Here is a 24,089-nt window from a genome sequence, read left to right as displayed (position 1 = left end):
GTGCAGTCGTTCCTCGTCACTGTGCTCAACGGCCTGAGCTACGGGCTGCTGCTGTTCATGCTGTCGGCCGGGCTCACGCTGATTTTCAGCATGCTCGGCGTGCTCAACTTCGCGCATGCGAGCTTCTACATGCTCGGCGCGTACGTCGGCTTTTCGGTGGCGGCGCGCGGCGGCTTCTGGAGCGCGTTGGTGGTCGCGCCGCTCATCGTCGGTCTCATCGGCGCGGCGCTCGAGCGCTGGCTGTTGCGGCGCGTGCGCGGGCACGGTCATCTGCCCGAGTTGCTGCTGACCTTCGGCGCCGCGTATCTGCTCGGCGAACTCGTCAAGCTCGGCTGGGGACTCAGTCCGCTATCTGCAAGGATTCCGGCCGTGCTCGACGGTCCGCTGTTCTCGCTGTACGGCGCGGTTTTTACCCGCTATCGCGCGTTCATGATGGCGGTGTCGCTCGCGATGCTTGCGGCGCTCGTCGCGATACTGCGCATGTCGAAGACGGGCTTGATCGTGCGTGCCGCGCTCACGCATCCTCATGCCGTCGAAGCGCTTGGCCACAACGTGCCGCGCGTGTTCACCGGCGTGTTCGCGGCCGGCACCGCGCTCGCCGCGCTCGCCGGCGTGATCGGCGCGCCGCTCTTTGTGATCGAGCCGGCGATGGCGGAGTCGCTCGGCTCGATCGTGTTCGTGGTCGTCGTGATCGGTGGGCTCGGTTCGCTGAGCGGGGCGCTCGTCGCATCGCTGCTGGTGGGGTGCGTAGAGACGCTGGCGGTCGCGAGCGATCTGTCGTTGGGCGACGTGGTGTCGCTCGCCGGCGCGGTGCTGCCGCCCGCATGGGACGCGCTGACGCTCGCGCAACTCGCGCCGCTGTTGCCGTATCTGCTGCTCGTCGCGGTGCTGGCGTTGAGGCCGCGCGGGCTGTTCGGACGACGTGACGATCATGCGTAAGCAGGGTGGGACGTCGATCCCGGTGGAAAGCGGGGCGCCGCCTCGCAGGCCCGGCCGCGCGCTCGCGCCGTGGCTCGCGCTGGTCGCCTTTCTCGCCGTACCGCCTTGCATCTGGCCGCATAGCTGGCTGCTCGCCTACCTCGCGCAAAGCGCGACGATGATCGTCTTCGCGCTGTCGTACAACCTGCTGCTCGGCGAGACCGGGCTGCTGTCGTTCGGGCATGCCGCGTATGCGGGGCTCGGTGCGCTGATCGCCGCGCGCGTGTTCAACGCGAGCGGCATGCCGCTCGTGCTGCTGCCGTTCGCAGGTGGGATCGGCGGGGCGCTGTGCGGCGTGTTGTTCGGCTTCATCGCGACACGCCGCGCCGGGACCGCGTTCGCGATGATCACGCTCGGTCTCGGCGAACTCGTCGTCGCGGCCGCGTGGACGCTGCCGGGCTGGTTCGGCGGCGAGGCGGGCGTCGCGATCGATCGCGCGAGCGGCCCGCCTCTCGCCGGCTGGAGCTTCGGCCCGGCGCGTGAGGCCTATGCGCTGATCGCGCTGTGGTGTGTCGTGGCGAGTGTCGCGATGTTCGCGCTGTCGCGCACGCCGTTCATGCGGCTCGCGAACGCGGTGCGCGACAACCCGGCGCGCGCGGCGGCGATCGGCTGCTATCCGTGGCGGATTCGCTATGGCGTGGTCGTGCTGTCGGCGTTTTTCGCGGGCATCGCGGGCACGTTGGGACTGATCAATCTCGAACTCGTGTCGATCGAGAGCGTCGGCATGATGCGCTCCGGCGCGGTGCTGATCGCGACCGTGACCGGCGGCACGGCGGCGTTCTTCGGGCCGGTCGCGGGCGCGGTCGTGCTGACGTTTTTCAGCGTGGTGGTCGCGAGCGTCACGCGGGCGTGGCTGTTCTATCTGGGGCTGTACTTTGTCGTCGTCGTGATGGCCGCGCCGGATGGGCTCGTGGGCTTCGGCGCACGGCAGACGGCGCGGATTGCGGCCTACGGCTGGCGAAGTTGCCGCGCCGCGTATCTGTGGAGCGCCGCGGCGGCGATGCTGTGGCTCATGGTCATCGTGTTCGCGGTGCAGTGGGGCTATGCAGCGCAGTTCGGCGCGGACGAGGGCGCGGCGTTGGGCGCATGGTTCGGTGCCGGTGCGCAACCAGCTACGGGTGTCACCGGCGCGCCGTTGCTATCGACGCTCGCCGTCTCGCCATTGCCTCTCGCGCTCGCGCTCGGCGTGCTCGCGGCGCTGGCCGCGCTGAGCACCCGCCGCGCGCTGCGCGCGCATGCACGCGTCACTGCCCACGCACACGCGACACGATCCGCCGGAGCCGCGCGATGATCCCCGCACTCGCTCTTTACGGCGTCGAAAAGCGCTTCGGCCCGACGCCGATCCTGCGCGGCGTCGATCTCGAGATCGAGCCGGGCGAGCGGCACGCGCTGATCGGCCCGAACGGCGCGGGCAAGTCGACGCTGTTCAACCTGATCGGGGGCGGCGCGCGGCCGAACGCGGGGCGCATTCACCTGTTCGGCGCGGACATCACGCGGCTTGCGCCGGCCGCGATCGCGCGCCGCGGCCTCGCGCGCAGCTTCCAGAGCACCAGCGTGTTCGCGCGGCTGTCCGTGTTCGACAACCTGCGCTGCGCGGCGCAACTCGCCGAGCGCGATCGCACGCGCTGGTGGCAGCGTCTGACCGGCGCGGCTGCGGTCGATGCGCGCGCCGCCGACGTGCTCGACGCGGTCGGTCTCGGCGCGCGCCGCGACGTCGCGGCCGGCACGCTCAGCTACGCGGAGCAGCGCGCGCTCGATCTCGGCATCGCGCTCGCGAGCGGCGCGCACACGCTGCTGCTCGACGAACCGACAGCGGGTATGAACCGCGCGGAAGCGGCGCGCGCGATCGAGCTGATCCGCGACATCACCGCGGGCCGCACGCTGCTGATGGTCGAGCACGACATGGACGCGGTGTTCGCGATCGCCGATCGCATTTCGGTGCTGGTGCAGGGGCGCATCATCGCGAGCGGGACACCGGCCGCGATTCGCGCGGACGCGGCGGTGCGTGCGGCGTATCTGGGGGAGCGCTTCGACCGTAACCCGGGCGCGCGGGCCGGCGATCAAGCCGACAAGGGAGCCGGCCGATGAGCGCGCTGCTCGACATCCGCGACCTGAACGCATGGTATGGCGCGAGCCAGGCATTGCACGGCGTCACGCTGGGCATCGAGCCCGGTGAAGTGGTCGCGCTCGTCGGCCGCAACGGCTCGGGGCGCTCGACGCTCGCCCGCGCGATCATGGGCCTCGTGCATTGCGAGGGCGAGCTGCGTTTCGATGGGCGCTCGCTCGCCGGTCTGCGTACGTTCGAAATCGCGCGGCTCGGCCTCGGCTACGTGGCCGAGCATCGCGACGTGTTCGCCGCGCTGAGCGTCCATGAAAACCTGCTGCTCGGCATTGCACCAGTCACCGCGTCGCGCGTGCGCGGCCGCGCGCCGCGCTTCACGCTCGCCGACGCCTACGCGCTATTTCCCGTGCTCGCCGAGCGCAAGCGCACGCGTGCCGGCGTGCTGTCGGGCGGCGAACAACAGATGCTCGCGCTCGCTCGCGCGTTGCTCGCAGACCCCGATCTGCTGCTGATCGACGAGCCCGGCGAAGGGCTCGCGAGTCTCGTGATCGAGCAGGTCGCCGATTGTTTGCGTGCGTTGCGCGAGCGTGGCGTCGCGATCCTGTTGATCGAGCAGCGTCTCGTGATTGCGCAGGACATCGCGAGCCGCGTCGCGGTGATGGGGCATGGCGAGATCGTGTTCGACGGCGCGCTGGCGTCGTTTCTGTCGCGTGACGATGTGATGCGCGAGTGGCTCGGGGTGGGCTGACGCGCCTGGTCAAGCATCCTTATTGATGATCCATTCATGCGCCGGATCGTTGTGGAAATGCCAGACCCGCTGGCTGCCCGCCATCACGTTCAGATAATACGAGTCGTAGCCATACGGCACGACGACGGGGTGATAGCCGCGCGGCACCATGACGACGTCGTGATCCTCGACGGCCATCGATTCGTCGATATCGCGGGAGTCGGTGTACACGCGCTGGAACGCGAAGCCTTGCGGCGGATCGATGCGGTGGTAATAGGTTTCTTCGAGCGAGCTTTCGTGCGGAATGTTGTGGGTGTCGTGCTTGTGCGGTGGATAGCTCGACGCGTGACCGCCCGGCGTTCTCACTTCGACCACCAGCAGCGATTCCGCCGGCTCGGTCTGCGGAAGAATATCGCACACGTAGCGCGTGTTCAGCGATTTGCCGCGCGTCGAGCGCTTCATCGACGCCGGCTCGATCAGCCGCGCCGGATACTCGCCTTTGGCCGGCGCGCTCGCTGCACCAAGCTCCGCGTCGCGGCGCGCGCGCACGGTCGCGCGTACGTTGGGCGGCAGATACACCGCGTAAGGCGCCGCGTCTTCGAACACGCTGTCGCGCGAACCGATCGAACTCCACGTCGTGTCCGGCGTTTCGATATCGACCGCGCCGCTCAGCACGACGACGCACACTTCGCGCGCCGGCTCGAACACGTACACGACTTCGTTCTCGCCGAGCCGGTACGCGGCGAATCCCACATAGCGCCAGCAGGCCGACTGCGGCGTGACACGCGCGATCGTCTGGCCTTCGCGCTCGGCCTTCACCAATAAGCTCATGCTGCCTCCTTGCCGAGCGGCGCGTCGACCAGCGCCCGCAACGTCCTATATCCCTTCTGCGCATACTCGAACGACGGCGCGACGACCGGGTCCTGTTCCGCTTCGACGACGAGCCAGCCGCAATAACCATGCCGCTTCAAACGGTCGATGAGCGCCGGAAAATTCACCGCACCGTCACCGGGCACCGTGAATGCACCGGCGATCACCGCATCGAGAAAACTCCAGTTGCGATTGCGCGCGAGCTTCATCACGGCGGGGCGCACGTCCTTGCAATGCACGTGGCACACGCGCGCGATGTGTTTATCGAGCACTGCCACAGGATCGCCGCCCGCGAACGTGATATGCCCGGCATCGAACAGCAGGCCGACGGCGTCGCTGGTGCGCGCCATCAACTGATCGACGTCGGCCGGCGTTTCGACGTACGCGCCCATATGATGATGATAGGCGAGCCGAACGCCACGGGTGAGCGTATAGCGGGCAAATTCATCGACGCGTGCCGCGTACGCGTCCCATTGCGCGTCGCTGAAAAAACGCGGCCGTTGATACAACGGGCGCGGCGCGCCCTGGATCGAATCGGCGACTTCGCCATACACCATCACGGTCGCGCCGTTCTGCGCGAGCAGGTCCAGATGCGGGCCGACCGCGTCGATTTCCTCCGGCACGCTGCGTTTGGCCAGTTGTCCCGAGTACCAGCCGGACACGAGCGCGAGGTCGTATTGCGCGAGCAGCGTCTTCAACGCGTTCGGCTCGCGAGGAAACTTGTTGCCGAGTTCGAAGCCCTGATAGCCGATCTGACGACCTTCGGTCAGCGCGACTTCGAGCGGCGTCTCGCCACCGAGCGACGGAAGATCGTCGTTCATCCACGAGAGCGGGTTGATACCGATGCGTACGTCGAAAGCAGTCATGCTGGAGTCCTCATGGTTGCAACTCGTGATCGTTGCCCTGTGACGACACAGGCGCTGCCGGCGGCGCGGGCGGCGCCGCGCGCGCGGCGAGTTGCGCGTCGTACTCCGCACGGGCGTCGCGCACCTCGCGGCGCGCCGACACTTCGGGCACCGCGACTTCCCACCACCAGCCGCCGTCTTCGGTCGTGCGAGCCGGGTCGGTGTCGATGCTGATCACGTACGTGCCACTCGCCGCGCGTGCGCGTTGCAGTGCCGCTTCGAGCTCGGCGAGATTGCCCGCGTGCTCGGCTTGCGCGCCGAGCGCGCGGGCATGCGCGGCGAAATCGATGCGCGGCACGCCTTCTGGTGCGTGCACGCAATCGTCGAGCAGATTGTTGAACGGCGCGCCGCCGCATGCCTGTTGCAGTCGATTGATACAGCCGAAGCCGCGGTTGTCGAGCACGACGACGATCAGCTTCGCGCCGAGCATCACCGAGCTGGCGATCTCGCTGTTCAGCATCAGATAGCTGCCGTCACCGAGGATCACGATCACCTCGCGCTCGGGCCGCGCGAGCTTCACGCCGAGGCCGCCCGCGATCTCGTAGCCCATGCACGAGTAGCCGTATTCGACGTGATACGCGCCGGGCCGTCCCGCGCGCCACAGCTTGTGCAGGTCGGCGGGCAGCGTGCCGGCCGCGCAGACGACGATGTCGTCGCTCGGGGAGTGCGCGCTCGAACGCTGCACCGCGCCGATCACGTCGCCCTCGTAGGGCAGCACCGCGTCACGTTGCGGCGCATGCGTGAGCGCTTGCACGGTGTCGCGCCAACTGGCCGCGAGCTTGTGCGCGCGCGCGCTCCACGTGCGCTCCGCGTGCCAGCCTTGCAGCGGACCGGCAAGCGCGTCGAGCGCGAGCTTCACGTCCGCTTCGACGACGAAGCCGCGATGCTTGAGCGCGTCGAACCCATTCGCGTTGATCGCGATCACGTCGGCTTGCGTGAACAGCGTGTTCGAGCCGGTCGTAAAGTCCTGCAGGCGCGTGCCGAGCGCGAGCACGCAGTCGGCATCATGCGCGAGCGCATTGGCGGCCGGTGAGCCGGTCACGCCGAGCGCGCCCGCATTGAGCGGATCGTTCCACGCAAGCGAGCTTTTGCCGGCCTGCGTTTCCGCGACCGGCATGCCGTGCGCGCTCGCGAAGCGGTGCAGCGCATCGGCCGCGCGGCTGTACAGCACGCCCCCGCCCGCGACGATCAGCGGACGCTTCGCGTGCCGCAAGCGCGCGCACGCGGCGTCGATATCGTCGCTACGAGGTGCAGGCGCATGAGGGCGCACCACACGCGGTGCAAAAAAGTCTGCCGGAAAGTCCCACGCCTGCGCCTGCACGTCTTGCGGCAACGCCAGCGTGACGGGGCCGCACAACGCGGCATCGGTCAGCACGCGGATGGCGCGCGGCAACGCGCTCAGCAATTGCGCCGGATGCACGATGCGATCGAAGTAGCGCGACAGCGGCTTGAACGCGTCGTTCGCGGACACGCCGCCGTCGCTGAAATCCTCGAGCTGTTGCAATACCGGATCGGGTGCGCGCGACACGAAGATATCGCCGGGCAACAGCAGCACCGGCAGGCGGTTCACGTGAGCGAGCGCGGCCGCGGTCAGCAGATTCGTCGCGCCTGGGCCGATCGACGTCGTCACGGCCATCATGCGGCGCCGGAAGTGCGCCTTCGCGTAGGCGATCGCACTGTGCGCCATCGCCTGCTCGTTGTGCGCGCGCAGCGTCGGCAGTGCGTCGCGATGCTGATACAGCGCCTCGCCGATGCCCGCGACATTGCCGTGGCCAAAGATCGCGAACGCGCCGCCGAACAGGGGTTCGACGCCGTGGCCGTCTTCGCTGGCAACGCGTTGCGCGGCCAGGTAGCGCACGAGCGCCTGCGCCATCGTCAGGCGAATCGTGCCGCCGGCGTACACCGGCGCATGGGTTTGCGTCGCGCCGCTGGCGGATGGAATGTCGTCATGCATGATGCGCTCGGTCATGCGGCCTGCTCCTGATGAACGTGATGAGGCGTGCCGTGTGCCGCTGGTTCGCCGCGCGCGCTGCGCCACGCGGCGATCAACGTTTCGAACGTCCGGCGCACGCGCGCGATCAATTCGTCGTCGCCGATTTCACCGGCGAGCCACGCATGGCTCGGCTCGTGGAAGATCGTGCGGCCGACCGTGAAGCCGCGACAGGTCGCCGCTTGCGCGGCCGCGTGAAAGCCTTCGCTCAACTGCTCGACCGCCGCCGACAGGCCGAGCAGCACGACGCCGCGGCAATAGGGATCGCGCTCGGCGATCAGCGCGTCGATGGCCTGCCATTGCGCGGCGTCCATCGGTTCGAGCTTCCACCACTCGGGGTAGATGCCGAGGTTGTAGAGGCGCTTTAGCGCGCGATACACGATGTCCGGCCCCTGCGGCAGCGACGCCTGCTTCGGTGGAATCACTTCGAGCAGCAGTTCGTGGCCGCTGGCCTGGGTCGCGTCGTACAGCGCGCGCAGTTGCGCTTCCTGTTCGAGCCGCTGCTCGATCGGTTCGTCGGGATGAAACTGCACGAGGCATTTGACGACGTGTTCCTGCGGCCACGCCATCAGCGTGGTGCCGATCGAGCGGCCATGATCGAACACGAGCGGCACGGAGCCGGGCAGTTCGACCGGGCGGCCGATCCACCAGCCGCGGCCGGTCGCCGCGTTCAGCGCGTCCTGACCATAGCGGTCGTCGATCAGTACGCCGATGCGTCCATGCAGGTTCAACGCGCGTTCGGTCTGCGCGACGGCTTCGACGAACAGGTTCTTCAGACGCGCTATGCGAGCTTCGTCGGCACCGGTCTGCTGCGCGAGCTCGAAGAACGAGTTGCGATGATCGAACGCGAAGCCGAGCACTTCGTGCCACGCTTTGCGCGCCGGCGACACGCGATGCAGTCTGGCGAGCGTCGCGTCGCGATCCGGGCGGCGCATGCGCTGCGGATCGGCCTGCGCTTCGCGCAGGAAGTAGTCGAGTTCGGCCGGCGTCGGCATGGCCGGGGCGCAGCCGTGCCGCGACACGACCAGCGCGCCGCTCGCGTTCGCGGCGCGCGCGCAGGCGTCGAGCGGCTGATCGCGCAGCCAGCCGGACAGAAAGCCGGAAGCGAACGCATCGCCCGCGCCGAGTACGTTCAGCACCTCGACCTCGACGCCGCCATGAACCGGCGCAGCGTCGAGCGAGGCAGGCACCGCGCCGTCGATGATCTGACAGCCGAGCGGCCCGCGCTTGAGCACGAGCGTGGCCGGCGTCACGGCGCGCACCGCCGCGAGCGCGTCGACGAGGTCGGTCGCGCCGCCGGCAATGCGAAACTCCTCCTCGGTGCCGATCACGAGATCGAACAGCGGCAGAATCCGCTGCAAATGCGCGCTCACGCCCTCGCTCGCCACGAAACGCGTTTCGCCGTCGGCCTTGCCCGTGAGTCCCCACAGCACCGGCCGATAGTCGATGTCGAGCACGGTGCGCACGTCGTTGCGGCGCGCGTAATCGAGCGCGCGGCGGCTCGTGCGATTGACCTGCTCGGTCGAGAAATGCGTGCCGGTGATCAGCAGAGCTTTCGACGACGCGATGAACGCCTCGTCGAAATCGGCTTCGTCGACTGCCATGTCCGCGCAGTTCTCGCGGTAGAAGATCAGCGGGAACGTGTCGCGGTCCTTCAGGCCGAGCAGCACGAGCGCGGTCAGCCGTTCGTGATCGATCCGCACGTGGCTCACGTCGCAGCCTTCCTTCGCGAGCGTTTCGGTCAGAAAGCGCCCCATGTGATCGTTGCCGACGCGTGCGAGCATCGCCGCGTCGAGCCCGAGCCGCGCACAGCCGAACGCGATGTTCGCCGACGATCCGCCGAGATACTTCGCGAAGCTCGACACGTCCTCGAGTCGCGCGCCAACCTGCTGCGCGTACAGATCGACGGCCAGCCGGCCGAGGCACATGATGTCACGGCTGCGGCCCGGTGCGAACCGGCTGCGTGCGGATGCGCTGGAAGTGCTGGATTGATCCATGAATAGTCCTGAGTAACAGTGCGCGGCGGCCGGCCAGGCGAAACGCGTCGAAGCCGGACGTGCCGCGCGAATCGGTCAGATCGTCGCGCCTTCGAGTTCGCCGATCATCTTCTGCATCTCGGCGCCGCCGGCCATCATGTCGAGCACTTCGTCCTTGCTGATCGTCTGTTTCGTGAACGTGCCGAGCGAGCGGCCGCGATTGAGCAGCGTGAACGAATCGCCGATCGGATACGCGTGGTGCACGTTGTGCGTGATGAAGATCACCGAGATGCCCTTGGCGCGCGCTTTATGGATCAGCTTCAGCACGTTGAAGCTCTGCTTGACGCCGAGCGCGGCGGTCGGTTCGTCGAGAATCAGCACGCGCGCGCCGAAGTGGATCGCGCGCGCGATCGCCAGACATTGCCGTTCGCCGCCGGACATCGTGCCGATGGGTTGATGCGGATCGCGCACGTTGATACCCATTTCGGAGAGCTTGTCGCGTGCGGTGCTCGCGCAGGTTTCGAGGTCCATCACGTTCAGGAAGCCGAACAGTTTTTTCTGCGGTTCGCGACCCATGAAGAAATTGCGCGCGACGGACAGCAGCGGCACCAAGGCGAGATCCTGATAGACGGTCGCGATGCCGAGATCGAGCGCGTCTTTCGGCGACGTGAAGTGCACCGGCTTGCCGTCCACCCGGTAGGTGCCCTTGCTCGGCTGATACACGCCCGCCAGCGTCTTGATCAGCGTCGATTTGCCGGCGCCGTTGTCGCCGAGCAGGCAATGCACCTCGCCGCGCTTGAGCCGCAGCGTGATGTCGTTCAGCGCGATGATGTTGCCGAAATAACGGCTGACGCCTTCGAGCGACAGGATGGCGTCGTCCGCGTTCGGTTCGGGGGTGCTCATCGTGAACCTCCGTCTAGCGCGATGCCGCGACGCGGCCGCGCACATAGTGGTTGAACAGCACGGCGAACAGCAGCATCACGCCGAGGAACACGCGGAACCAGTCGGAATCGACGTTGGTGTACGTGATGCCGATCTGCACCACGCCGAAGATCAGGGCGCCGAAGCATGCGCCAATCACCGAGCCATAGCCGCCCGTGAGCAGCGTGCCGCCGATCACCGCGGCGATGATCGCCTCGAATTCCGCCTGCAAACCGCGGTCGGCCGCGGCCGAACCGATGTCGCACACCTGCAGCACCGCGTACAGGGCCGAGCAGAACGCGGTCAGCACGAACAGCGAGATCTTCACGCGGCGCACCGGCACGCCGACGTTCTTGGCCGCGTTGGCGTCGCCGCCGACCGCGAAAATCCAGTTGCCGAAGCGCGTTTTAGCGAGCGTGAACGCGCACACCACGGCCAGCACGAGCCACCACAGCAGCACCTTGGGAATGCCCGGCACGAGCGGCATGCCGTTGTCGAGCATCTTCACGAGGCCGAGGTGGCCGAGCCACACGAAGAAACCCTTGAACGCGACGCCCTGGAAGAACGTGTGGGCGAACCAGTCCTGACGCGCGACGTCGCCGACACCGGAGATGATCGTGCGATCGGCGAACATCACCGATAGCGCAAGCGTGAGGCCGCGCAGAATGAACAGGAACGCGAGCGTGACGATGAACGACGGCAGGCGCGTGCGCATCACCAGATAGCCGTTGAGCGCGCCGAGCAGCATCGAGCCGGCGAACGCGAACAGGATCGCGAGCCAGATCGGCCAGTGGAAGTACATGGTCGGCAGCGCGACCATCATGCCCGCAAAGCCGATCATCGAGCCGATCGACAGATCGAACTCGCCGGCGATCATCAGCAGGCACGCGCCGACCGAAATCAGGCCCAGATACGCGGCGACCTGCGACCAGTTCATCACGCCGTCGAGGTTGAACATCCCCGAGTTGCCGGCCGCCACGCCGAACACGATGAACACCATCACGGTACCGGCCAGCGCCGCGAATTCCGGACGGCCGAGCAGATGGCGGAACCAGGATTCCTGGCGCACGCGTTCGTCGGCGGCGGCGGCCCGCGAGACGGACGCCGAAGCCGGCTTCGCCGGATCCTGCGAATCGGGCGGCGGTTGCTTGCGGTGATGGGGATGAAAAAGGTCGGCGACACCCATTGAAACTCTCCTTGATACGCCCGCGACCGGCGGGCGACGCAGTGCCGCCGCCAGGCGCGGCAGCACTGCTCACGCGATGCGTTGTTGTGGGTTCAGCGGTATTGACCGGCGTACTTCAGCACCTTGTCGACATTGGCCTTCGTGATGAAGCCCGGGCCCGAGCCGATATTGCGCGGCCCATACGACGGCGCGAGCCCATAGGTCGCAAGACGTTCCTTGAACTTCGGATTCGCCTGCAGGATCTCGCGGATCTTCACGGGATCGGTGGTGTGGTTCTTCTTCACGATCGCGAGCACGGCGACCGGGATATAGCCCTGCAGATACGGTTGCTGATCGATCGCGAACTGGATCGTGCCGTCCTGGATGCCCTTGGCGATGTCGCTGTCGAAGTCGAACGTCGCGAACCAGATCTTGCCCGCGAGGCCCATCTGCTGCAGCGCCTTCAAGGTCGGATCGGCCGACAGCGGACCGAGCGTGAGCACCGCCTGGGTATCCGGATGATTGCGCAGGAACGCGCTGACCTTCGACTGCACGCCGGTCGGGTCCTGGCCCGCGTCGAGCGTCGAGGTCTTGAAGTCGACGCCGATCGCCTCGGCGAAACCGCGGCAACGTTCGAACGAAGCCGGGTTCGTCGCGTAGTGGTTCACGCACAGGAACGACTTGATGCCGGCAGCCTTCGCCTTTTCGCCCGCGGCTTTGCCGGCCGCGAATTCGGGCTGGCCGACGTGCATGATTGCGCCGAGCTTCGCGCTTTGCTCCTCGGTGCCCGAATTGATCGTGACGAGCGGAATGTGCTTCTCGGTGACCTTCCCGATCGAACTCTTCAGCACGTCGAAGTCGGCGATCGATACGATCACGCCGTCGTAGTTGCGCGCGGCTGCCTGCTCGACCAGACGCGCCATGTCGGCGATGTCGCCGTTCGGCGGATTGCGGTAGTCGGTCTGAACGTTGAAGTCTTCGTCGGCCTGCTTGATCGCGTTCTTGATCGTGTTCCACCACGAGTCCGAATCCGGCGCGTGGCTGATCAGCACGAAGTGAGCGTCCGCCGCGCGGGCGGCCGAGGCCGCGCCGAATCCTGCCGCCAACGTCAACGCCGCCACCAGAATCCTGAGCGTTGCCTTGCCTCTGCAAAGTCTCATTGTCTCCACCTTTCTCGGTCTGTCGTTCGTTGTTGAGGGAGCGCCTGGCGGGCGGCTTTCCATTCCGATGCTGACCGGTACAACGGGGCCGAAGCGCCATCGCTCACGACCAAGAGTAGGTCATCTTCAGCTGTCTTGCAAAGAAAATTTCATGACAAATAAAAATGGAAAATACATTCCATTTGGCACGGCGGCTGCCTATAATCCGCAACGTCGGATGCGTGATGCCGCGGGCCGCGGGCGCGTCTGCCGCATTGCAGGAACTCCTGAGAGGCAGTCATGGCGGAACAGATCACAGAAGAGGCGTTGCCGAGCGTCGACGAATTGATGCAGCGCATCGCGGCGACCTACGAGTCGCTGCCGCGTCAGTTGAAGAGCGTCGCGACGTATATCGAGCAGCATCGTTCGAGCGTGATGATGGATCGCACGAGCGATATCGCCGCGAGCTGCGGCGTGCATCCGTCGGCGGTCGTGCGCTTTGCGCAGCGCTTCGGCTTTTCCGGCTTCTCCGACCTGCAGGCGGTGTTTCGTCAGGCGTATACGGGGCAGGGCGTGTCCTCGCCGAGCTATCAGCAGCGCATTCGCAAGCTGATCGACGAGAAGCCCGGCACGTTGTCGGGCGGCGCGGTGGCGCGCGAATTCATCGCCGCGTCACGCGGCGGCCTCGAAGAGCTCGAAGCGGGCCTCGACGACAAGCAGTTCGACGCCGCCGTGAAGATGCTGCAGCAGGCCGACAACATCTACGTGATTGGCGTGCGGCGCTCGTTTCCGGTTGCGAGCTACATCGTCTATGCGTTGCAGCATACGCACAAGCGCGTGCACCTCGTGTCCGGTTTCGGCGGCATGTATCGCGAGCAGATCCGCAGCGTGCGGAAGGGCGACGTGGTGATCGCAATCAGCTTCGCGCCGTACGGCAAGGAGACGCAGTACTGTCTGCGCGTCGCGCATCATCTTCAGGCGAAGACGCTCGTTATTACGGATAGCCAACTATCGCCGCTCGCGCGCTACGCGAGCACGCAGCTTTACGTGAAAGAGGGCAGCGCGTTCGCGTTCCGCTCGCTGACCAGCACGATCTGCCTGTGCCAGGCGCTCTTCATCGCGCTCGCGTACAAGCTCGAACTGAACGTTGAAGAATCCAACAACACTGGAGGCTACGATGACTGACGCGGTAAGCACGATCGACGTTGCGCTATTCGGCGCGGGGCGCATCGGCAAGATCCATGCGGCGAATCTCGCGCGGCAACCGGGCGTACGGCTCAAATACGTGGTCGACGTGAATCGCGAGGCGGCGGCCGCGTTGGCCGCGCAGCACGGCGCACAGGTCGCCGATATCGACGGCGCGATCGGCGACGCGTCGATCGGCGCGACCGTGATCTGCTCCAGCACCGACACCCATGCGGACCTGATCGTCAAATCGGCCGCGCAGAACAAGCACGTGTTCTGCGAGAAGCCGGTCGATCTGACGCTCGAGCGCGCGCGGCTGTGCGCGCAGGCGGTGGAGCGCGCGGGCGTCGTGTGCATGATCGGTTTTCAGCGGCGTTTCGATCCGACGTTTTCCGCATTGAAAGCGCGTATCGACGCCGGCGAGATCGGCACGCCGGAAATGCTGGTCGTCACGAGCCGCGATCCGGGCGCGCCGCCGCTCGAGTACATCCGGCACTCGGGCGGCATCTTCAAGGACATGCTGATTCACGACTTCGACATCTTCCGCTGGATTCTCGACGACGAAGCCGACACGCTGCATGCCACCGGCAGTTGCCTCACCGACTCCGCGATCGCCGAAGCGGGTGATATCGATTCGACCGCGGTGACGATCCGCACGAAGCGTGGACGCCTGTGCCAGATCAACACCACGCGGCGCGCCGCGTACGGCTACGACCAGCGCTTCGAAGTGCTCGGCAGCACCGGCATGCTGCAGGCGGGCAACGTGCGGCCGACCGAAGTCACGGCGTACTCGAAGACGCAAGTGTCGACCGACGTGCCCGAGGCGTTCTTTCTCGAACGCTATCGCGCGGCGTACGCGCTCGAAATCGCGCACTTCTTCGACGCGCTCACGCACGGCAAGCCGGTGCGCACGACCGTCGCCGACGGCCTGAAAGCGCTCGAACTCGCGGAAGCCGCGACGCGGTCGTGGCGCGAGGGTCGAGCGATCAAACTCAGCGAGGCAGCGTGATGAAGCCCTCCACTCAGCGTTTGCGGCTCGGCGTGGTCGGTCTGGGACGGCTCGGCAAACGGCATGCGGAAAATCTCGCGTATCGCGTGCCGGGCGCGACACTTGCGGCCGCGTGCAGTCCGCTCGCAGACGAACTCGCATGGGCGCGTGATGCGCTGCCTGAGCCGCGTCTCTATGCCGATTACGCGGACCTGCTCGCCGATCCGCACGTCGACGCGGTGTGGCTCGTCACGCCGTCGTCGCTGCACGCGCAGCAGATCGTCGACGCGTTGCAAGCCGGCAAGCATGTGTTCTGCGAGAAGCCGCTGTCGCTCGATGTCGCCGAATGCGAGCGCGTGCTGGCCGTTGCGGCGCGCTTTCCGCATCTGCAGGCGACGATCGGCTTCATGCGCCGCTTCGATCCGAGCTATCGGGACGCGTTCGAGAAGATCAACGCGGGCCAGATCGGCCGGCCGTTCCTCGTGCGTTCGCAGACTAGCGATCAAAACGATAACAACGGCTTCTTCGTGCGCTTCGCGGCGACCTCGGGCGGCATCTTTCTCGACTGCACGGTGCACGACATCGATGTCGCCCGCTGGTTGCTCGGCAAGCCGCGCGCGACGCGCGTGTTCGCGGCGGGCACGGTCGCGCTGCACGAAGGCCTGCGCGAATTCGGCGATGTCGACAACGGCGTCGCGATCTGCGAGTTCGAGGGCGGCAAGCTCGCGATGTTCTACGCCTCGCGTACGCAGGCGCACGGCAACGATTCACATAGCGAAGTGATCGGCACGGCGGGCGGACTGACGATCGGGCGCAATCCGCGCGCGAATCGCGTCGAGATCTACGACGCGACCGGCATTCGCAACGAATGCACGCCGAACTTTTTCGACCGGTTCGAGGATGCATTTCTGCACGAAGCGCGCGCGTTCGTCGCGTCGGTGCAAAACGGGGCAGGAAAGGGCGACGCGACGCCAGGCGGCGCGACGCTGGCCGATGCGCTCGAAGCCACGCGGATCGGCGTCGCGCTGCGCGAGTCGCTGGAGAGCGGCCAGGCGGTGACGCTGTAGCACTGCGCTGCCCGGCGCGGTCGCTGCGCCTGCTGTAGAATTTGACGCTCTGTCCGGCGTCGTCAGCGACGCCTCGTCCCGAAGGTCATCGTCGATGCAAATTCAGATTCACAAGGAAGTCGATGCGCGCGGGCTCACGTGCCCGCTGCCCATCCTGCGCGCCAAAAAGGCGCTCGCCGACATGGAAAGCGGCCAGATTCTCAAGGTGCTCGCCACCGATCCCGGCTCGCAGCGCGATTTCGCCGCGTTCGCGAAGCAGACCGGCAACGAGATCATCGAAAGCTCGGCGCATGACAAGGTGTTCACGTTCCTGATGCGGCGCCGTTGAGCGGCATCCGGTAAAACTGTCCGTCCGATGTAAAAAAGAAGGCGCTGTCCCCTTTATTCGGGGTACAGCGCCTTCTTCGTTTCAGCCTGGCGGTTGGTGTCAGCCTTCGAGAACCGGCGAGCGCGTGCGCAGATATTCTTCGAAATCGGCGGCCACTTCCGGGTGACGCAGCGCGAACTCGACCGTCGCCTTCAGGTAGCCGAGCTTGCTGCCGCAGTCAAAACGCGTGCCGTGATATTTGTACGCGAGCACCTGTTCGTCGGCGAGCAGCGACTGGATTGCGTCCGTCAGCTGCAGTTCACCGCCCGCGCCCGGCTTGATGGAGCGCAGATGATCGAAGATGCGCGGCTTGAGCACATAACGGCCCACCACGCCGAGGTTCGACGGCGCCACGCTCGGCTCCGGCTTTTCGACGATGCCCGACATCTTGATGATCGAGTCTTCCCATTCCTTGCCATCGACGATGCCGTACGACTTCGTGTCCTGCGGCGGGATCTCTTCGACGCCGATCACCGAGCTGTGATAGTGATCGAACACCTCGATCATTTGCGTCATTACGGGCGGCGTGCCGTACAGCAGGTCGTCCGCGAGAATCACGGCGAACGGGTTGTCGCCGACCAGCTTCTCCGCGCACAGGACCGCGTGACCGAGGCCCAGCGCCTCGGCCTGGCGCACGTAGAAGCAGTCCACGTGGCTCGGCTTGATGCTGCGCACGAGTTCGAGCAGCTTGTCCTTGCCGCGCGCTTCGAGCTCGGCCTCGATCTCATAGGACTTGTCGAAATGGTCTTCGATCGCGCGCTTGCTGCGGCCCGTGACGAAGATCATTTCGGTGATGCCGGCCGCCATGGCCTCTTCGACCGCGTACTGAATCAGCGGCTTGTCGACGATCGGCAGCATCTCCTTCGGGCTAGCCTTCGTGGCGGGAAGGAAGCGGGTGCCAAGACCCGCTACCGGAAAAACCGCCTTCGTAACTTTTAGCATGTGAATACCCTGAGTCCTCTGGTTTAAGTCCTTGCCCGCCCGCTGCTGAGGTGAGCGGGCGAGGCGCGCGTCGATCAGGCCGGCAAGCGGGCCAGTTGGGCCTTCAGCTTGCCGACGGTGGCTTCGAAGTCAGCAAGCCGTTTCTGTTCCTGCTCCACGACCGCAGCCGGCGCCTTTGCAACGAACGCCTGATTCTGTAGCTTACCGTTGCATTTGACGATTTCAGCACTCAATCGAGCGATTTCTTTCGACAGGCGTTCGCGTTCGACCGCCACGTCGATTTCCACCTTCAACACAAGCTTGTCGGTTCCTACGATAGCAATCGGCGCGCCATCCGCCTGCGCGTCGAGCGCGGCCTCGTCGGCGATGATCTGCACTTCGGACAGCCGCGCCAGCGCCTGAGCGTAAGGCGCGAAAGTGCGAAGGCGCTCCGCGTTGCCGGTGGCGAGCAACGGCACCTTGACCGCCGGCGACAGGTTCATTTCGCCGCGCAGATTCCGGCACGCATCGATCACCGCCTTGAGGTCGGCCGCCCACTGCTCCGCGTCTTCGTCGAGTTTCGACGGCTCCGCGATGGGGTACGGCTGCACCATGATGGACGCTTCGCCCTCGGCCTTGCCTTCGGGGTAGCGTCCCGCGAGCGGCGCCACCTTCTGCCACAGCGCCTCGGTGATGTACGGGATCACCGGATGCGCGAGGCGCAACACCGTCTCGAGCACACGCAGCAGCGTGCGGCGGGTTGCGCGCTGCTGGTTCGGCTGACCCGTCTGGATCTGCACTTTGGCGAGTTCGAGGTACCAGTCACAATATTCGTCCCATACGAACTTGTATAGGGCGTTGGCCACATTGTCGAAACGATAGTCTGAAAAACCCTTGGCGACTTCCGCTTCCACGCGTTGCAGTTGCGACACGATCCAGTGGTCGGCCTGCGAGAAATGCAGATGGCCTTCTGGCCCGCATTCGCCACATTGCGCCGGTTGGCCGAAACCGCAGTCGTGGCCTTCGCAGTTCATCAGCACGAAACGCGTGGCGTTCCACAGCTTGTTGCAGAAGTTGCGATAGCCCTCGCAGCGCGCGAGGTCGAAGTTCACGTTGCGGCCGAGCGTGGCCATCGACGCCATCGTGAAGCGCAGCGCGTCGGTGCCGAACGCCGGAATGCCTTCCGGAAACTCCTTGCGGGTCTTCTTTTCGATCGACGCGGCCTGCTTCGGATTCATCAGGCCGGTGGTGCGCTTCGCGACGAGCGCGTCGAGGTCGATGCCATCGACGATATCGATCGGGTCGAGCGTATTGCCCTTGCTCTTCGACATCTTCTGGCCTTCGGCGTCGCGCACGAGACCGTGCACGTAGACCGTGTCGAACGGCACCTTGCCGGTGAAGTGCGTGGTCATCATGACCATGCGCGCGACCCAGAAGAAGATGATGTCGAAGCCGGTGACGAGCACCGACGACGGCATGAAGTGCTTGAGCTCTTCCGTTTCGTTGGGCCAACCGAGCGACGAGAACGGCACGAGCGCGGACGAGAACCACGTGTCGAGCACGTCTTCGTCACGCTTCAACGCACCCGTGTAGCCGGCCGCGACGGCCTTCGCGCGGGCTTCTTCCTCGGTCTTTGCGACGAACACTTCGCCGCTCTCGCCGTACCACGCCGGAATTTGATGACCCCACCACAGCTGACGCGAGATGCACCAGTCCTGGATGTTTTCGAGCCACTGGTAGTACGTGGTGGTCCAGTTCTCCGGCACGAATTTGATCTGGCCGTTGCGGACCACGTCCAGTGCGGTTTCGGCGATCGACTTGCCCGGATTGAACGTGCCTTCGGGTGCCGGCTTGCTCATCGCGACGAACCACTGGTCGGTCAGCATCGGCTCGATCACGACGCCGGTGCGGTCGCCGCGCGGCACCATCAGCTTGTGCGGCTTGACCGATTCGAGCGCGCCAAGCTCTTCGAGATCCTCGACCACCAGCTTGCGGGCTTCGAATCGGTCGAGACCGCGGTATCGTTCGGGCGCGTTGTCGTTGATCTTCGCGTCGAGCGTGAGGATTTCGATTTGCGGCAGCTTGTGACGCAGGCCGACCTGGTAGTCGTTGAAGTCGTGCGCTGGCGTGACCTTGACGACGCCGGTGCCGAACTCGCGGTCGACGTAATCATCCGCGATGATCGGCACTTCGCGGTTCGACAGCGGCAGCGTGACGGTCTTGCCGATCAGATGCGCGTAGCGCTCGTCTTCGGGGTGCACCATCACGGCGGTGTCGCCGAGCATGGTTTCCGGACGGGTGGTGGCGACGGTCAGATGGCCGGAGCCGTCGGTCAACGGATACTGGATGTGCCACAGGTGGCCGTTTTCTTCTTCGCTGACCACTTCGAGGTCGGATACGGCGGTGAGCAGCACCGGATCCCAGTTCACGAGGCGTTTGCCGCGATAGATCAGACCCTGTTCATACAGGCGCACGAACACGTCGCGCACGGCGGCCGACATCTTGTCGTCCATCGTGAAGTATTCGCGCGACCAGTCGATCGACGCGCCGAGACGGCGCACCTGATTCGTGATGGTCGAACCGGATTGCTGCTTCCACTCCCACACGCGTTCGACGAACTTCTCGCGGCCGAGGTCATGGCGCGACACGCCCTGCGCGTCGAGCTGCCGTTCGACGACGATCTGCGTGGCGATGCCCGCGTGGTCGGTACCCGGCACCCACAGCGTGTTCTCGCCGAGCATGCGGTGATAGCGGGTGAGGCCGTCCATGATGGTCTGGTTGAACGCGTGGCCCATGTGCAGGGTGCCCGTGACGTTCGGCGGCGGCAGCTGGATGGAGAAATCCTTGCGGTTCGCGTCGAAGGAGGGCGCGGCGTAGGCGCGCTTTTCCCATTCAGGGCCCCAGTGGGCTTCGATGGTCTGGGGTTCGAAGCTCTTTGCAAGCGTCGAGGTGGGGTCGCTCGGGGTGTCGCTCATGTTTCTGTTTTAAAGGCAGGCTTTGGGATGCGGGGAATTGTTGATTATAGCTGGATGAGGTTTTTTGCCGGCCGGCGGGTTGGTTTGTCGTTGTTCTGGCTTTGTTGGCCTTTCCTTGATTTCTTGTCGGTCTATTGGCGTAGCCCCTGTGCGGGGCGGCACCTACTTTCTTTGCTGCTGCAAAGAAAGTAGGCAAAGAAGACAGCTCAAACCGCAAGCTCATAAGCGGGCTCCTCGGTCTTCATGAGGTAGTGGTGCATCTGACATCCGTGCTCCCGCACATTCAGCGTTAGTGACAAAGCCGTCATACTTCCGGCGGCGCTGCGCGCGCCGAATCCCCGTTCCAAAACCATCGCCGTCGGTTCTCCTCGCAGACCTGTCCGCGACGCACGCAGTGCGGAGTGGGAGCGGATGATGGCTTTGTCACTAGCGTGGAATGTGCGGGGGCACAGATTCCAGATGCACCACTACCCCCTCCAAGCCAGGGGACCCACTTAAGAATTAGCGGTTTGAGCTGTCTTCTTTGCCTACTTTCTTTGCAGCAGCAAAGAAAGTAGGTGCCGCCCCGCACAGGGGCCACGCTAATAGACCGATAACAAATCAAGGAAAGGCCAACAAAACCAGAAAAACGAAAAAAAGCCCAGCCCCCGCCGGGGCATATAATGTCCCCCGAACTGCGCCTCCGCAAAAAAATGCCCGACCTCCTCTCCAATCTAAACCCCGAACAACACGCCGCCGTCACTCTTCCGAATGAGCCCGCGCTGATTCTGGCCGGCGCCGGCAGCGGCAAAACCCGCGTCCTGATCACCCGCATCGCGTGGCTGATCCAGCAAGGCCTCGCGTCCCCAGCGACCATCCTCGCCGTCACCTTCACGAACAAAGCCGCCCGCGAAATGATGGCGCGCCTCTCGGCGCTGTTGCCGATCGATACGCGCGGCATGTGGATCGGCACCTTCCACGGCCTGTGCAACCGTATGCTGCGCGCGCATCACCGCGACGCCGGGCTGCCCGCCACGTTCCAGATTCTCGACACCGCGGACCAGCTCTCGGCGATCAAGCGCCTGATGAAGGGCCTCAACATCGACGACGAGAAGTACCCCGCGAAAAATCTCCAGTACTTCATCAACAACGCGAAAGAGCAGGGCCTGCGCCCCAAAGACGTCGATGCCACCGACAACTTCAACCGCAAGTTCGTCGAACTCTACGAAGCCTACGACCAGCAATGCCAGCGCGAAGGCGTGGTCGACTTCCCCGAGCTGCTGCTGCGCTGCTACGAACTGCTCGCGCACAATCCGCCGCTGCGCGCGCATTATCAGGCGCGCTTCAGGCACATCCTCGTCGACGAGTTTCAGGACACCAACAAGCTGCAATACGCGTGGCTCAAGCTGCTCGCGGGCCAGCACAACGCGATCTTCGCGGTCGGCGACGACGACCAGTCGATCTACGCGTTCCGCGGCGCGAACGTCGGCAACATGCGCGACTTCGAGCACGAGTTCAAAGTGCGCAATCTGATCAAGCTCGAACAGAACTATCGCTCGCACGGCCATATTCTCGATGCCGCCAACCAGCTGATCGCGAACAATTCGCGGCGCCTCGGCAAGAATCTGCGCACTGACGCGGGCCACGGCGAACCGGTACGCGTCTACGAATCGGCGACCGATTCGCAGGAGGCCGGCTGGATCGTCGAAGAGATTCGCGCGCTAATCAACACCGGCCTGTCGCGCAGCGAGATCGCCGTGCTCTATCGCAGCAACGCGCAGTCGCGCACGATCGAGCACACGCTCGTCAACGCGGGTATAGCGTATCGCGTGTATGGCGGCCTGCGCTTTTTCGAGCGTCAGGAAGTCAAGCACGCGCTCGCGTATCTGCGCCTGATCGACAACCCGAACGACGACACCGCGTTCGCGCGCGTCGTCAATTTCCCGACCCGCGGCATCGGCGCGCGCTCGCTCGAACAGCTCGCCGACTCGGCGCGCCTGTACAACTGCTCGATGGCCGCGGCGATTCCGTATGTCGCGGGCAAGGCGGGCTCTAGCCTCGCCGCGTTCGCGAACCTGGTCGGCAAGATGCGCGCCGACACGCAGCAGATGAGCCTGCCCGAGACCGTCGAGTACGTGGTCCGCGCGAGCACTCTCGCCGAGTTCTATCAGAACGAGCGCGAGGGCCAGGAGCGGCTCGAAAACCTGCAGGAACTCGTCAACGCGGCCGCCGCGTTCGTCAGCGAGGAAGGCTACGGGCTCGATACCCCCGCACGCTCGATTCCGCTGCGCCCCGGCGCGAGCGCCGCGCCCGAGCTCGCGGTCGCCACCGACGATCCGAACACCGTGGTGCTCGACGCGCCGGACATCGCCGATCCGGCGCAGAACCCCGACACGATGACACCGCTCGCGGGCTTCCTGTCGCACGCATCGCTCGAAGCCGGTGACAACCAGGCGCAGGCCGGCCAGGATGCGGTGCAGCTGATGACCGTGCACGCGGCGAAGGGGCTCGAATTCACCGCGGTGTTCATCACCGGTCTCGAAGAAGGGCTGTTCCCGCACGAGAACAGCGCGATGGAGACGGACGGCCTCGAAGAAGAGCGGCGCCTGATGTACGTCGCGATCACCCGCGCGAAGGAACGGCTGTACCTGTCGTTCGCGCAGAGCCGGATGCTGCACGGCCAGACCCGCTACAACATCCGCTCCCGCTTTTTCGACGAATTGCCGCAGGAGACGCTGAAGTGGCTCACGCCGAAGGTCGAGGCGGGCTCGCGTTGGGGCGGCCGCTCGGACAACGCGGGCTATGGACGCGACTGGTTCGCGCGCCCGGGCTACGGCGGCGGTGCGGCGACGACGGCGTCGGTGGCCTCCGCGCCGGCGCCCGCTTTCGCGAACGAGCAGCGCGCGGCTGAAACGGGCTTTCGCGTCGGCCAGCAGGTGTTCCACACGAAGTTCGGTGAAGGCACGATCACCGCGCTCGAAGGCAACGGTACCGACGCGAAGGCGCAGGTGCGTTTCAAGCGGCACGGCGAGAAGTGGCTCGCGCTGGCGGTGGCCAAACTGCAGGCGGTCGAATGAACACACCCTTGAACATGAGCCACGGCGCGCAACGGCCGCTCGGCATTCTGGCCGCGTTGCCGCAGGAACTCGGCGACCTGATCGAAGCGATGCGCGCCGAGTCTGGCGTGCGCACGGTCACGCACGGCCAGCGTGAATATCACATCGGCACCGTGCACGGCACGCCGTGTGTCGTCACGCTCGCGCGGGTCGGCAAAGTCGCGGCGGCCGCGACGGCCAGCGCGCTGATCCACGAGTTCGATGTCGACGCTATCGTGTTCACCGGCGTCGCGGGTGGTGTAGGAGGCGACGTGCATGTCGGCGATATCGTCGTCGCGAGCACGCTGATGCAGCACGATATCGACGCGTCACCGCTGTTTCCGCGCTTCGAGGTGCCGTTGCTTGGCATCTCGCGCTTCGCCGTCGATGCCGTGCTCGCCGAGCGTCTCGCCGCCGCGTGCGAGCGTTTCGTCGCCGAGGAAGGCGCGGCCTGCGCGGCGCACTTCGGCACGCGCGAGCCGCGCGTGCATCGCGGCCTGATCGTCAGCGGCGATCAGTTCGTCGCGAGCGCGGCGGCCGTCGCGGCGCTGCGCGACGCGCTGCCCGATGCGCTCGCCGTCGAGATGGAAGGCGCGGCGATCGCACAGGTCTGCTACGAGTACGGCCTGCCGTGCGCGGTCGTGCGCACGATCTCCGATACCGCCGACGATCACGCGCCGGGATCGTTCATGTCGTTCCTCACCGACATCGCGGGCACCTACTCGAACGCGATCCTCGCGCGCTTTCTCGGCGCGCAGAACACCGCGGGCTGAGCGCCC

Annotated in this window: 19 protein-coding genes; 10 read left to right on the top strand and 9 right to left on the bottom strand. The window is 65.7% G+C overall.

Annotation, left to right across the window (positions count from 1 at the left end; genetic code table 11):
* From L0U81_RS10635 to L0U81_RS10620, 4 genes are read left to right on the top strand one after another with little or no spacing between them, the layout of a single operon-like run.
* Entirely contained in the window at positions 1-939 is a 939-nt protein-coding gene (locus L0U81_RS10635) for a branched-chain amino acid ABC transporter permease (protein ID WP_233802419.1), read from the top strand.
* Positions 932-2,269: a branched-chain amino acid ABC transporter permease gene (locus L0U81_RS10630; RefSeq protein WP_267956659.1), complete on the top strand. Its 1,338-nt coding sequence runs from the start codon at positions 932-934 to the stop codon at positions 2,267-2,269. Before L0U81_RS10635 ends, L0U81_RS10630 begins: the two co-directional genes overlap by 8 nt.
* Complete coding sequence (locus L0U81_RS10625; RefSeq protein WP_233802417.1) at positions 2,266-3,066, top strand: ABC transporter ATP-binding protein; 801 nt, start codon at positions 2,266-2,268, stop codon at positions 3,064-3,066. Before L0U81_RS10630 ends, L0U81_RS10625 begins: the two co-directional genes overlap by 4 nt.
* Positions 3,063-3,788 carry an ABC transporter ATP-binding protein gene (locus L0U81_RS10620; protein ID WP_233802415.1) on the top strand — a complete coding sequence of 242 codons (726 nt, stop codon included), beginning with the start codon at positions 3,063-3,065 and terminating at the stop codon, positions 3,786-3,788. The genes L0U81_RS10625 and L0U81_RS10620 overlap by 4 nt, the downstream gene beginning before the upstream one ends.
* Before the next feature lie 9 nt (positions 3,789-3,797).
* Here L0U81_RS10620 and iolB read toward each other — a convergent pair whose 3' ends face one another.
* The 7 genes from iolB to L0U81_RS10585 form a co-directional block, all read right to left on the bottom strand.
* Positions 3,798-4,598 (bottom strand): 5-deoxy-glucuronate isomerase, encoded by an 801-nt coding sequence (iolB, locus tag L0U81_RS10615; RefSeq protein ID WP_233802413.1) that lies wholly within the window; start codon positions 4,596-4,598, stop codon positions 3,798-3,800.
* Positions 4,595-5,503 (bottom strand): myo-inosose-2 dehydratase, encoded by a 909-nt coding sequence (iolE, locus tag L0U81_RS10610; RefSeq protein ID WP_233802411.1) that lies wholly within the window; start codon positions 5,501-5,503, stop codon positions 4,595-4,597. Before iolE ends, iolB begins: the two co-directional genes overlap by 4 nt.
* Positions 5,504-5,513: 10 nt before the next feature.
* Entirely contained in the window at positions 5,514-7,511 is a 1,998-nt protein-coding gene (gene iolD / locus L0U81_RS10605) for a 3D-(3,5/4)-trihydroxycyclohexane-1,2-dione acylhydrolase (decyclizing) (RefSeq protein ID WP_233802410.1), read from the bottom strand.
* Positions 7,508-9,529 (bottom strand): bifunctional 5-dehydro-2-deoxygluconokinase/5-dehydro-2-deoxyphosphogluconate aldolase, encoded by a 2,022-nt coding sequence (locus tag L0U81_RS10600; RefSeq protein WP_233802408.1) that lies wholly within the window; start codon positions 9,527-9,529, stop codon positions 7,508-7,510. The genes iolD and L0U81_RS10600 overlap by 4 nt, the downstream gene beginning before the upstream one ends.
* Positions 9,530-9,604: 75 nt before the next feature.
* On the bottom strand, positions 9,605-10,411 hold the full coding sequence (locus L0U81_RS10595) for an ATP-binding cassette domain-containing protein (protein WP_233802406.1): 807 nt from the start codon (positions 10,409-10,411) through the stop codon (positions 9,605-9,607).
* A gap of 13 nt (positions 10,412-10,424) precedes the next feature.
* Positions 10,425-11,615, bottom strand: coding sequence for an ABC transporter permease (locus L0U81_RS10590; protein WP_233802404.1), 1,191 nt, complete (start codon positions 11,613-11,615; stop codon positions 10,425-10,427).
* A gap of 92 nt (positions 11,616-11,707) precedes the next feature.
* Entirely contained in the window at positions 11,708-12,754 is a 1,047-nt protein-coding gene (locus L0U81_RS10585; protein WP_233802401.1) for a sugar ABC transporter substrate-binding protein, read from the bottom strand.
* A gap of 279 nt (positions 12,755-13,033) precedes the next feature.
* Here L0U81_RS10585 and L0U81_RS10580 point away from each other — a divergent pair, with 279 nt between their 5' ends.
* The 4 genes from L0U81_RS10580 to L0U81_RS10565 all read left to right on the top strand — a co-directional run bounded on the left by L0U81_RS10580 (position 13,034) and on the right by L0U81_RS10565 (position 16,301).
* Positions 13,034-13,918 (top strand): MurR/RpiR family transcriptional regulator, encoded by an 885-nt coding sequence (locus L0U81_RS10580; protein WP_233802399.1) that lies wholly within the window; start codon positions 13,034-13,036, stop codon positions 13,916-13,918.
* Positions 13,911-14,927 carry an inositol 2-dehydrogenase gene (gene iolG / locus L0U81_RS10575; protein WP_233802397.1) on the top strand — a complete coding sequence of 339 codons (1,017 nt, stop codon included), beginning with the start codon at positions 13,911-13,913 and terminating at the stop codon, positions 14,925-14,927. Before L0U81_RS10580 ends, iolG begins: the two co-directional genes overlap by 8 nt.
* Entirely contained in the window at positions 14,927-15,973 is a 1,047-nt protein-coding gene (locus tag L0U81_RS10570) for a Gfo/Idh/MocA family oxidoreductase (RefSeq protein ID WP_233802395.1), read from the top strand. The genes iolG and L0U81_RS10570 overlap by 1 nt, the downstream gene beginning before the upstream one ends.
* A gap of 100 nt (positions 15,974-16,073) precedes the next feature.
* Positions 16,074-16,301 (top strand): sulfurtransferase TusA family protein, encoded by a 228-nt coding sequence (locus tag L0U81_RS10565; protein ID WP_233804291.1) that lies wholly within the window; start codon positions 16,074-16,076, stop codon positions 16,299-16,301.
* 99 nt (positions 16,302-16,400) lie between these two features.
* Here L0U81_RS10565 and galU read toward each other — a convergent pair whose 3' ends face one another.
* Both galU and L0U81_RS10555 read right to left on the bottom strand, forming a co-directional pair.
* Complete coding sequence (gene galU, locus L0U81_RS10560; protein ID WP_008921346.1) at positions 16,401-17,282, bottom strand: UTP--glucose-1-phosphate uridylyltransferase GalU; 882 nt, start codon at positions 17,280-17,282, stop codon at positions 16,401-16,403.
* 74 nt (positions 17,283-17,356) lie between these two features.
* Entirely contained in the window at positions 17,357-20,236 is a 2,880-nt protein-coding gene (locus L0U81_RS10555; RefSeq protein ID WP_233802394.1) for a valine--tRNA ligase, read from the bottom strand.
* A 692-nt stretch (positions 20,237-20,928) separates the two neighbouring features.
* On the opposite strand from L0U81_RS10555, the gene L0U81_RS10550 reads away from it, so the two are divergent.
* Positions 20,929-23,292: a UvrD-helicase domain-containing protein gene (locus L0U81_RS10550; RefSeq protein WP_233802392.1), complete on the top strand. Its 2,364-nt coding sequence runs from the start codon at positions 20,929-20,931 to the stop codon at positions 23,290-23,292.
* On the top strand, positions 23,289-24,083 hold the full coding sequence (locus L0U81_RS10545; protein ID WP_233802391.1) for a 5'-methylthioadenosine/adenosylhomocysteine nucleosidase: 795 nt from the start codon (positions 23,289-23,291) through the stop codon (positions 24,081-24,083). The genes L0U81_RS10550 and L0U81_RS10545 overlap by 4 nt, the downstream gene beginning before the upstream one ends.
* The last annotated feature ends 6 nt before the right edge of the window (positions 24,084-24,089 follow it).

Source organism: Paraburkholderia sp. HP33-1 (genome assembly GCF_021390595.1).
Taxonomy (GTDB): Bacteria; Pseudomonadota; Gammaproteobacteria; order Burkholderiales; family Burkholderiaceae; genus Paraburkholderia.
Note: the sequence above shows the minus strand (reverse complement) of the source record. Positions and strands in the feature narration are given on the sequence as shown.

Excerpts from the sequence above, each read along its gene's own strand:
- L0U81_RS10630 (WP_267956659.1), top strand. The coding sequence starts at position 932 with ATGCGTAAGCAGGGTGGGACGTCGATCCCGGTGGAAAGCGGGGCGCCG.
- L0U81_RS10625 (WP_233802417.1), top strand. The coding sequence starts at position 2,266 with ATGATCCCCGCACTCGCTCTTTACGGCGTCGAAAAGCGCTTCGGCCCG.
- L0U81_RS10620 (WP_233802415.1), top strand. The coding sequence starts at position 3,063 with ATGAGCGCGCTGCTCGACATCCGCGACCTGAACGCATGGTATGGCGCG.
- iolB (WP_233802413.1), bottom strand. The coding sequence starts at position 4,598 with ATGAGCTTATTGGTGAAGGCCGAGCGCGAAGGCCAGACGATCGCGCGT.
- iolE (WP_233802411.1), bottom strand. The coding sequence starts at position 5,503 with ATGACTGCTTTCGACGTACGCATCGGTATCAACCCGCTCTCGTGGATG.
- iolD (WP_233802410.1), bottom strand. The coding sequence starts at position 7,511 with ATGACCGAGCGCATCATGCATGACGACATTCCATCCGCCAGCGGCGCG.
- L0U81_RS10600 (WP_233802408.1), bottom strand. The coding sequence starts at position 9,529 with ATGGATCAATCCAGCACTTCCAGCGCATCCGCACGCAGCCGGTTCGCA.
- L0U81_RS10595 (WP_233802406.1), bottom strand. The coding sequence starts at position 10,411 with ATGAGCACCCCCGAACCGAACGCGGACGACGCCATCCTGTCGCTCGAA.
- L0U81_RS10590 (WP_233802404.1), bottom strand. The coding sequence starts at position 11,615 with ATGGGTGTCGCCGACCTTTTTCATCCCCATCACCGCAAGCAACCGCCG.
- L0U81_RS10585 (WP_233802401.1), bottom strand. The coding sequence starts at position 12,754 with ATGAGACTTTGCAGAGGCAAGGCAACGCTCAGGATTCTGGTGGCGGCG.
- L0U81_RS10580 (WP_233802399.1), top strand. The coding sequence starts at position 13,034 with ATGGCGGAACAGATCACAGAAGAGGCGTTGCCGAGCGTCGACGAATTG.
- iolG (WP_233802397.1), top strand. The coding sequence starts at position 13,911 with ATGACTGACGCGGTAAGCACGATCGACGTTGCGCTATTCGGCGCGGGG.
- L0U81_RS10570 (WP_233802395.1), top strand. The coding sequence starts at position 14,927 with ATGAAGCCCTCCACTCAGCGTTTGCGGCTCGGCGTGGTCGGTCTGGGA.
- galU (WP_008921346.1), bottom strand. The coding sequence starts at position 17,282 with ATGCTAAAAGTTACGAAGGCGGTTTTTCCGGTAGCGGGTCTTGGCACC.
- L0U81_RS10555 (WP_233802394.1), bottom strand. The coding sequence starts at position 20,236 with ATGAGCGACACCCCGAGCGACCCCACCTCGACGCTTGCAAAGAGCTTC.
- L0U81_RS10550 (WP_233802392.1), top strand. The coding sequence starts at position 20,929 with ATGCCCGACCTCCTCTCCAATCTAAACCCCGAACAACACGCCGCCGTC.
- L0U81_RS10545 (WP_233802391.1), top strand. The coding sequence starts at position 23,289 with ATGAACACACCCTTGAACATGAGCCACGGCGCGCAACGGCCGCTCGGC.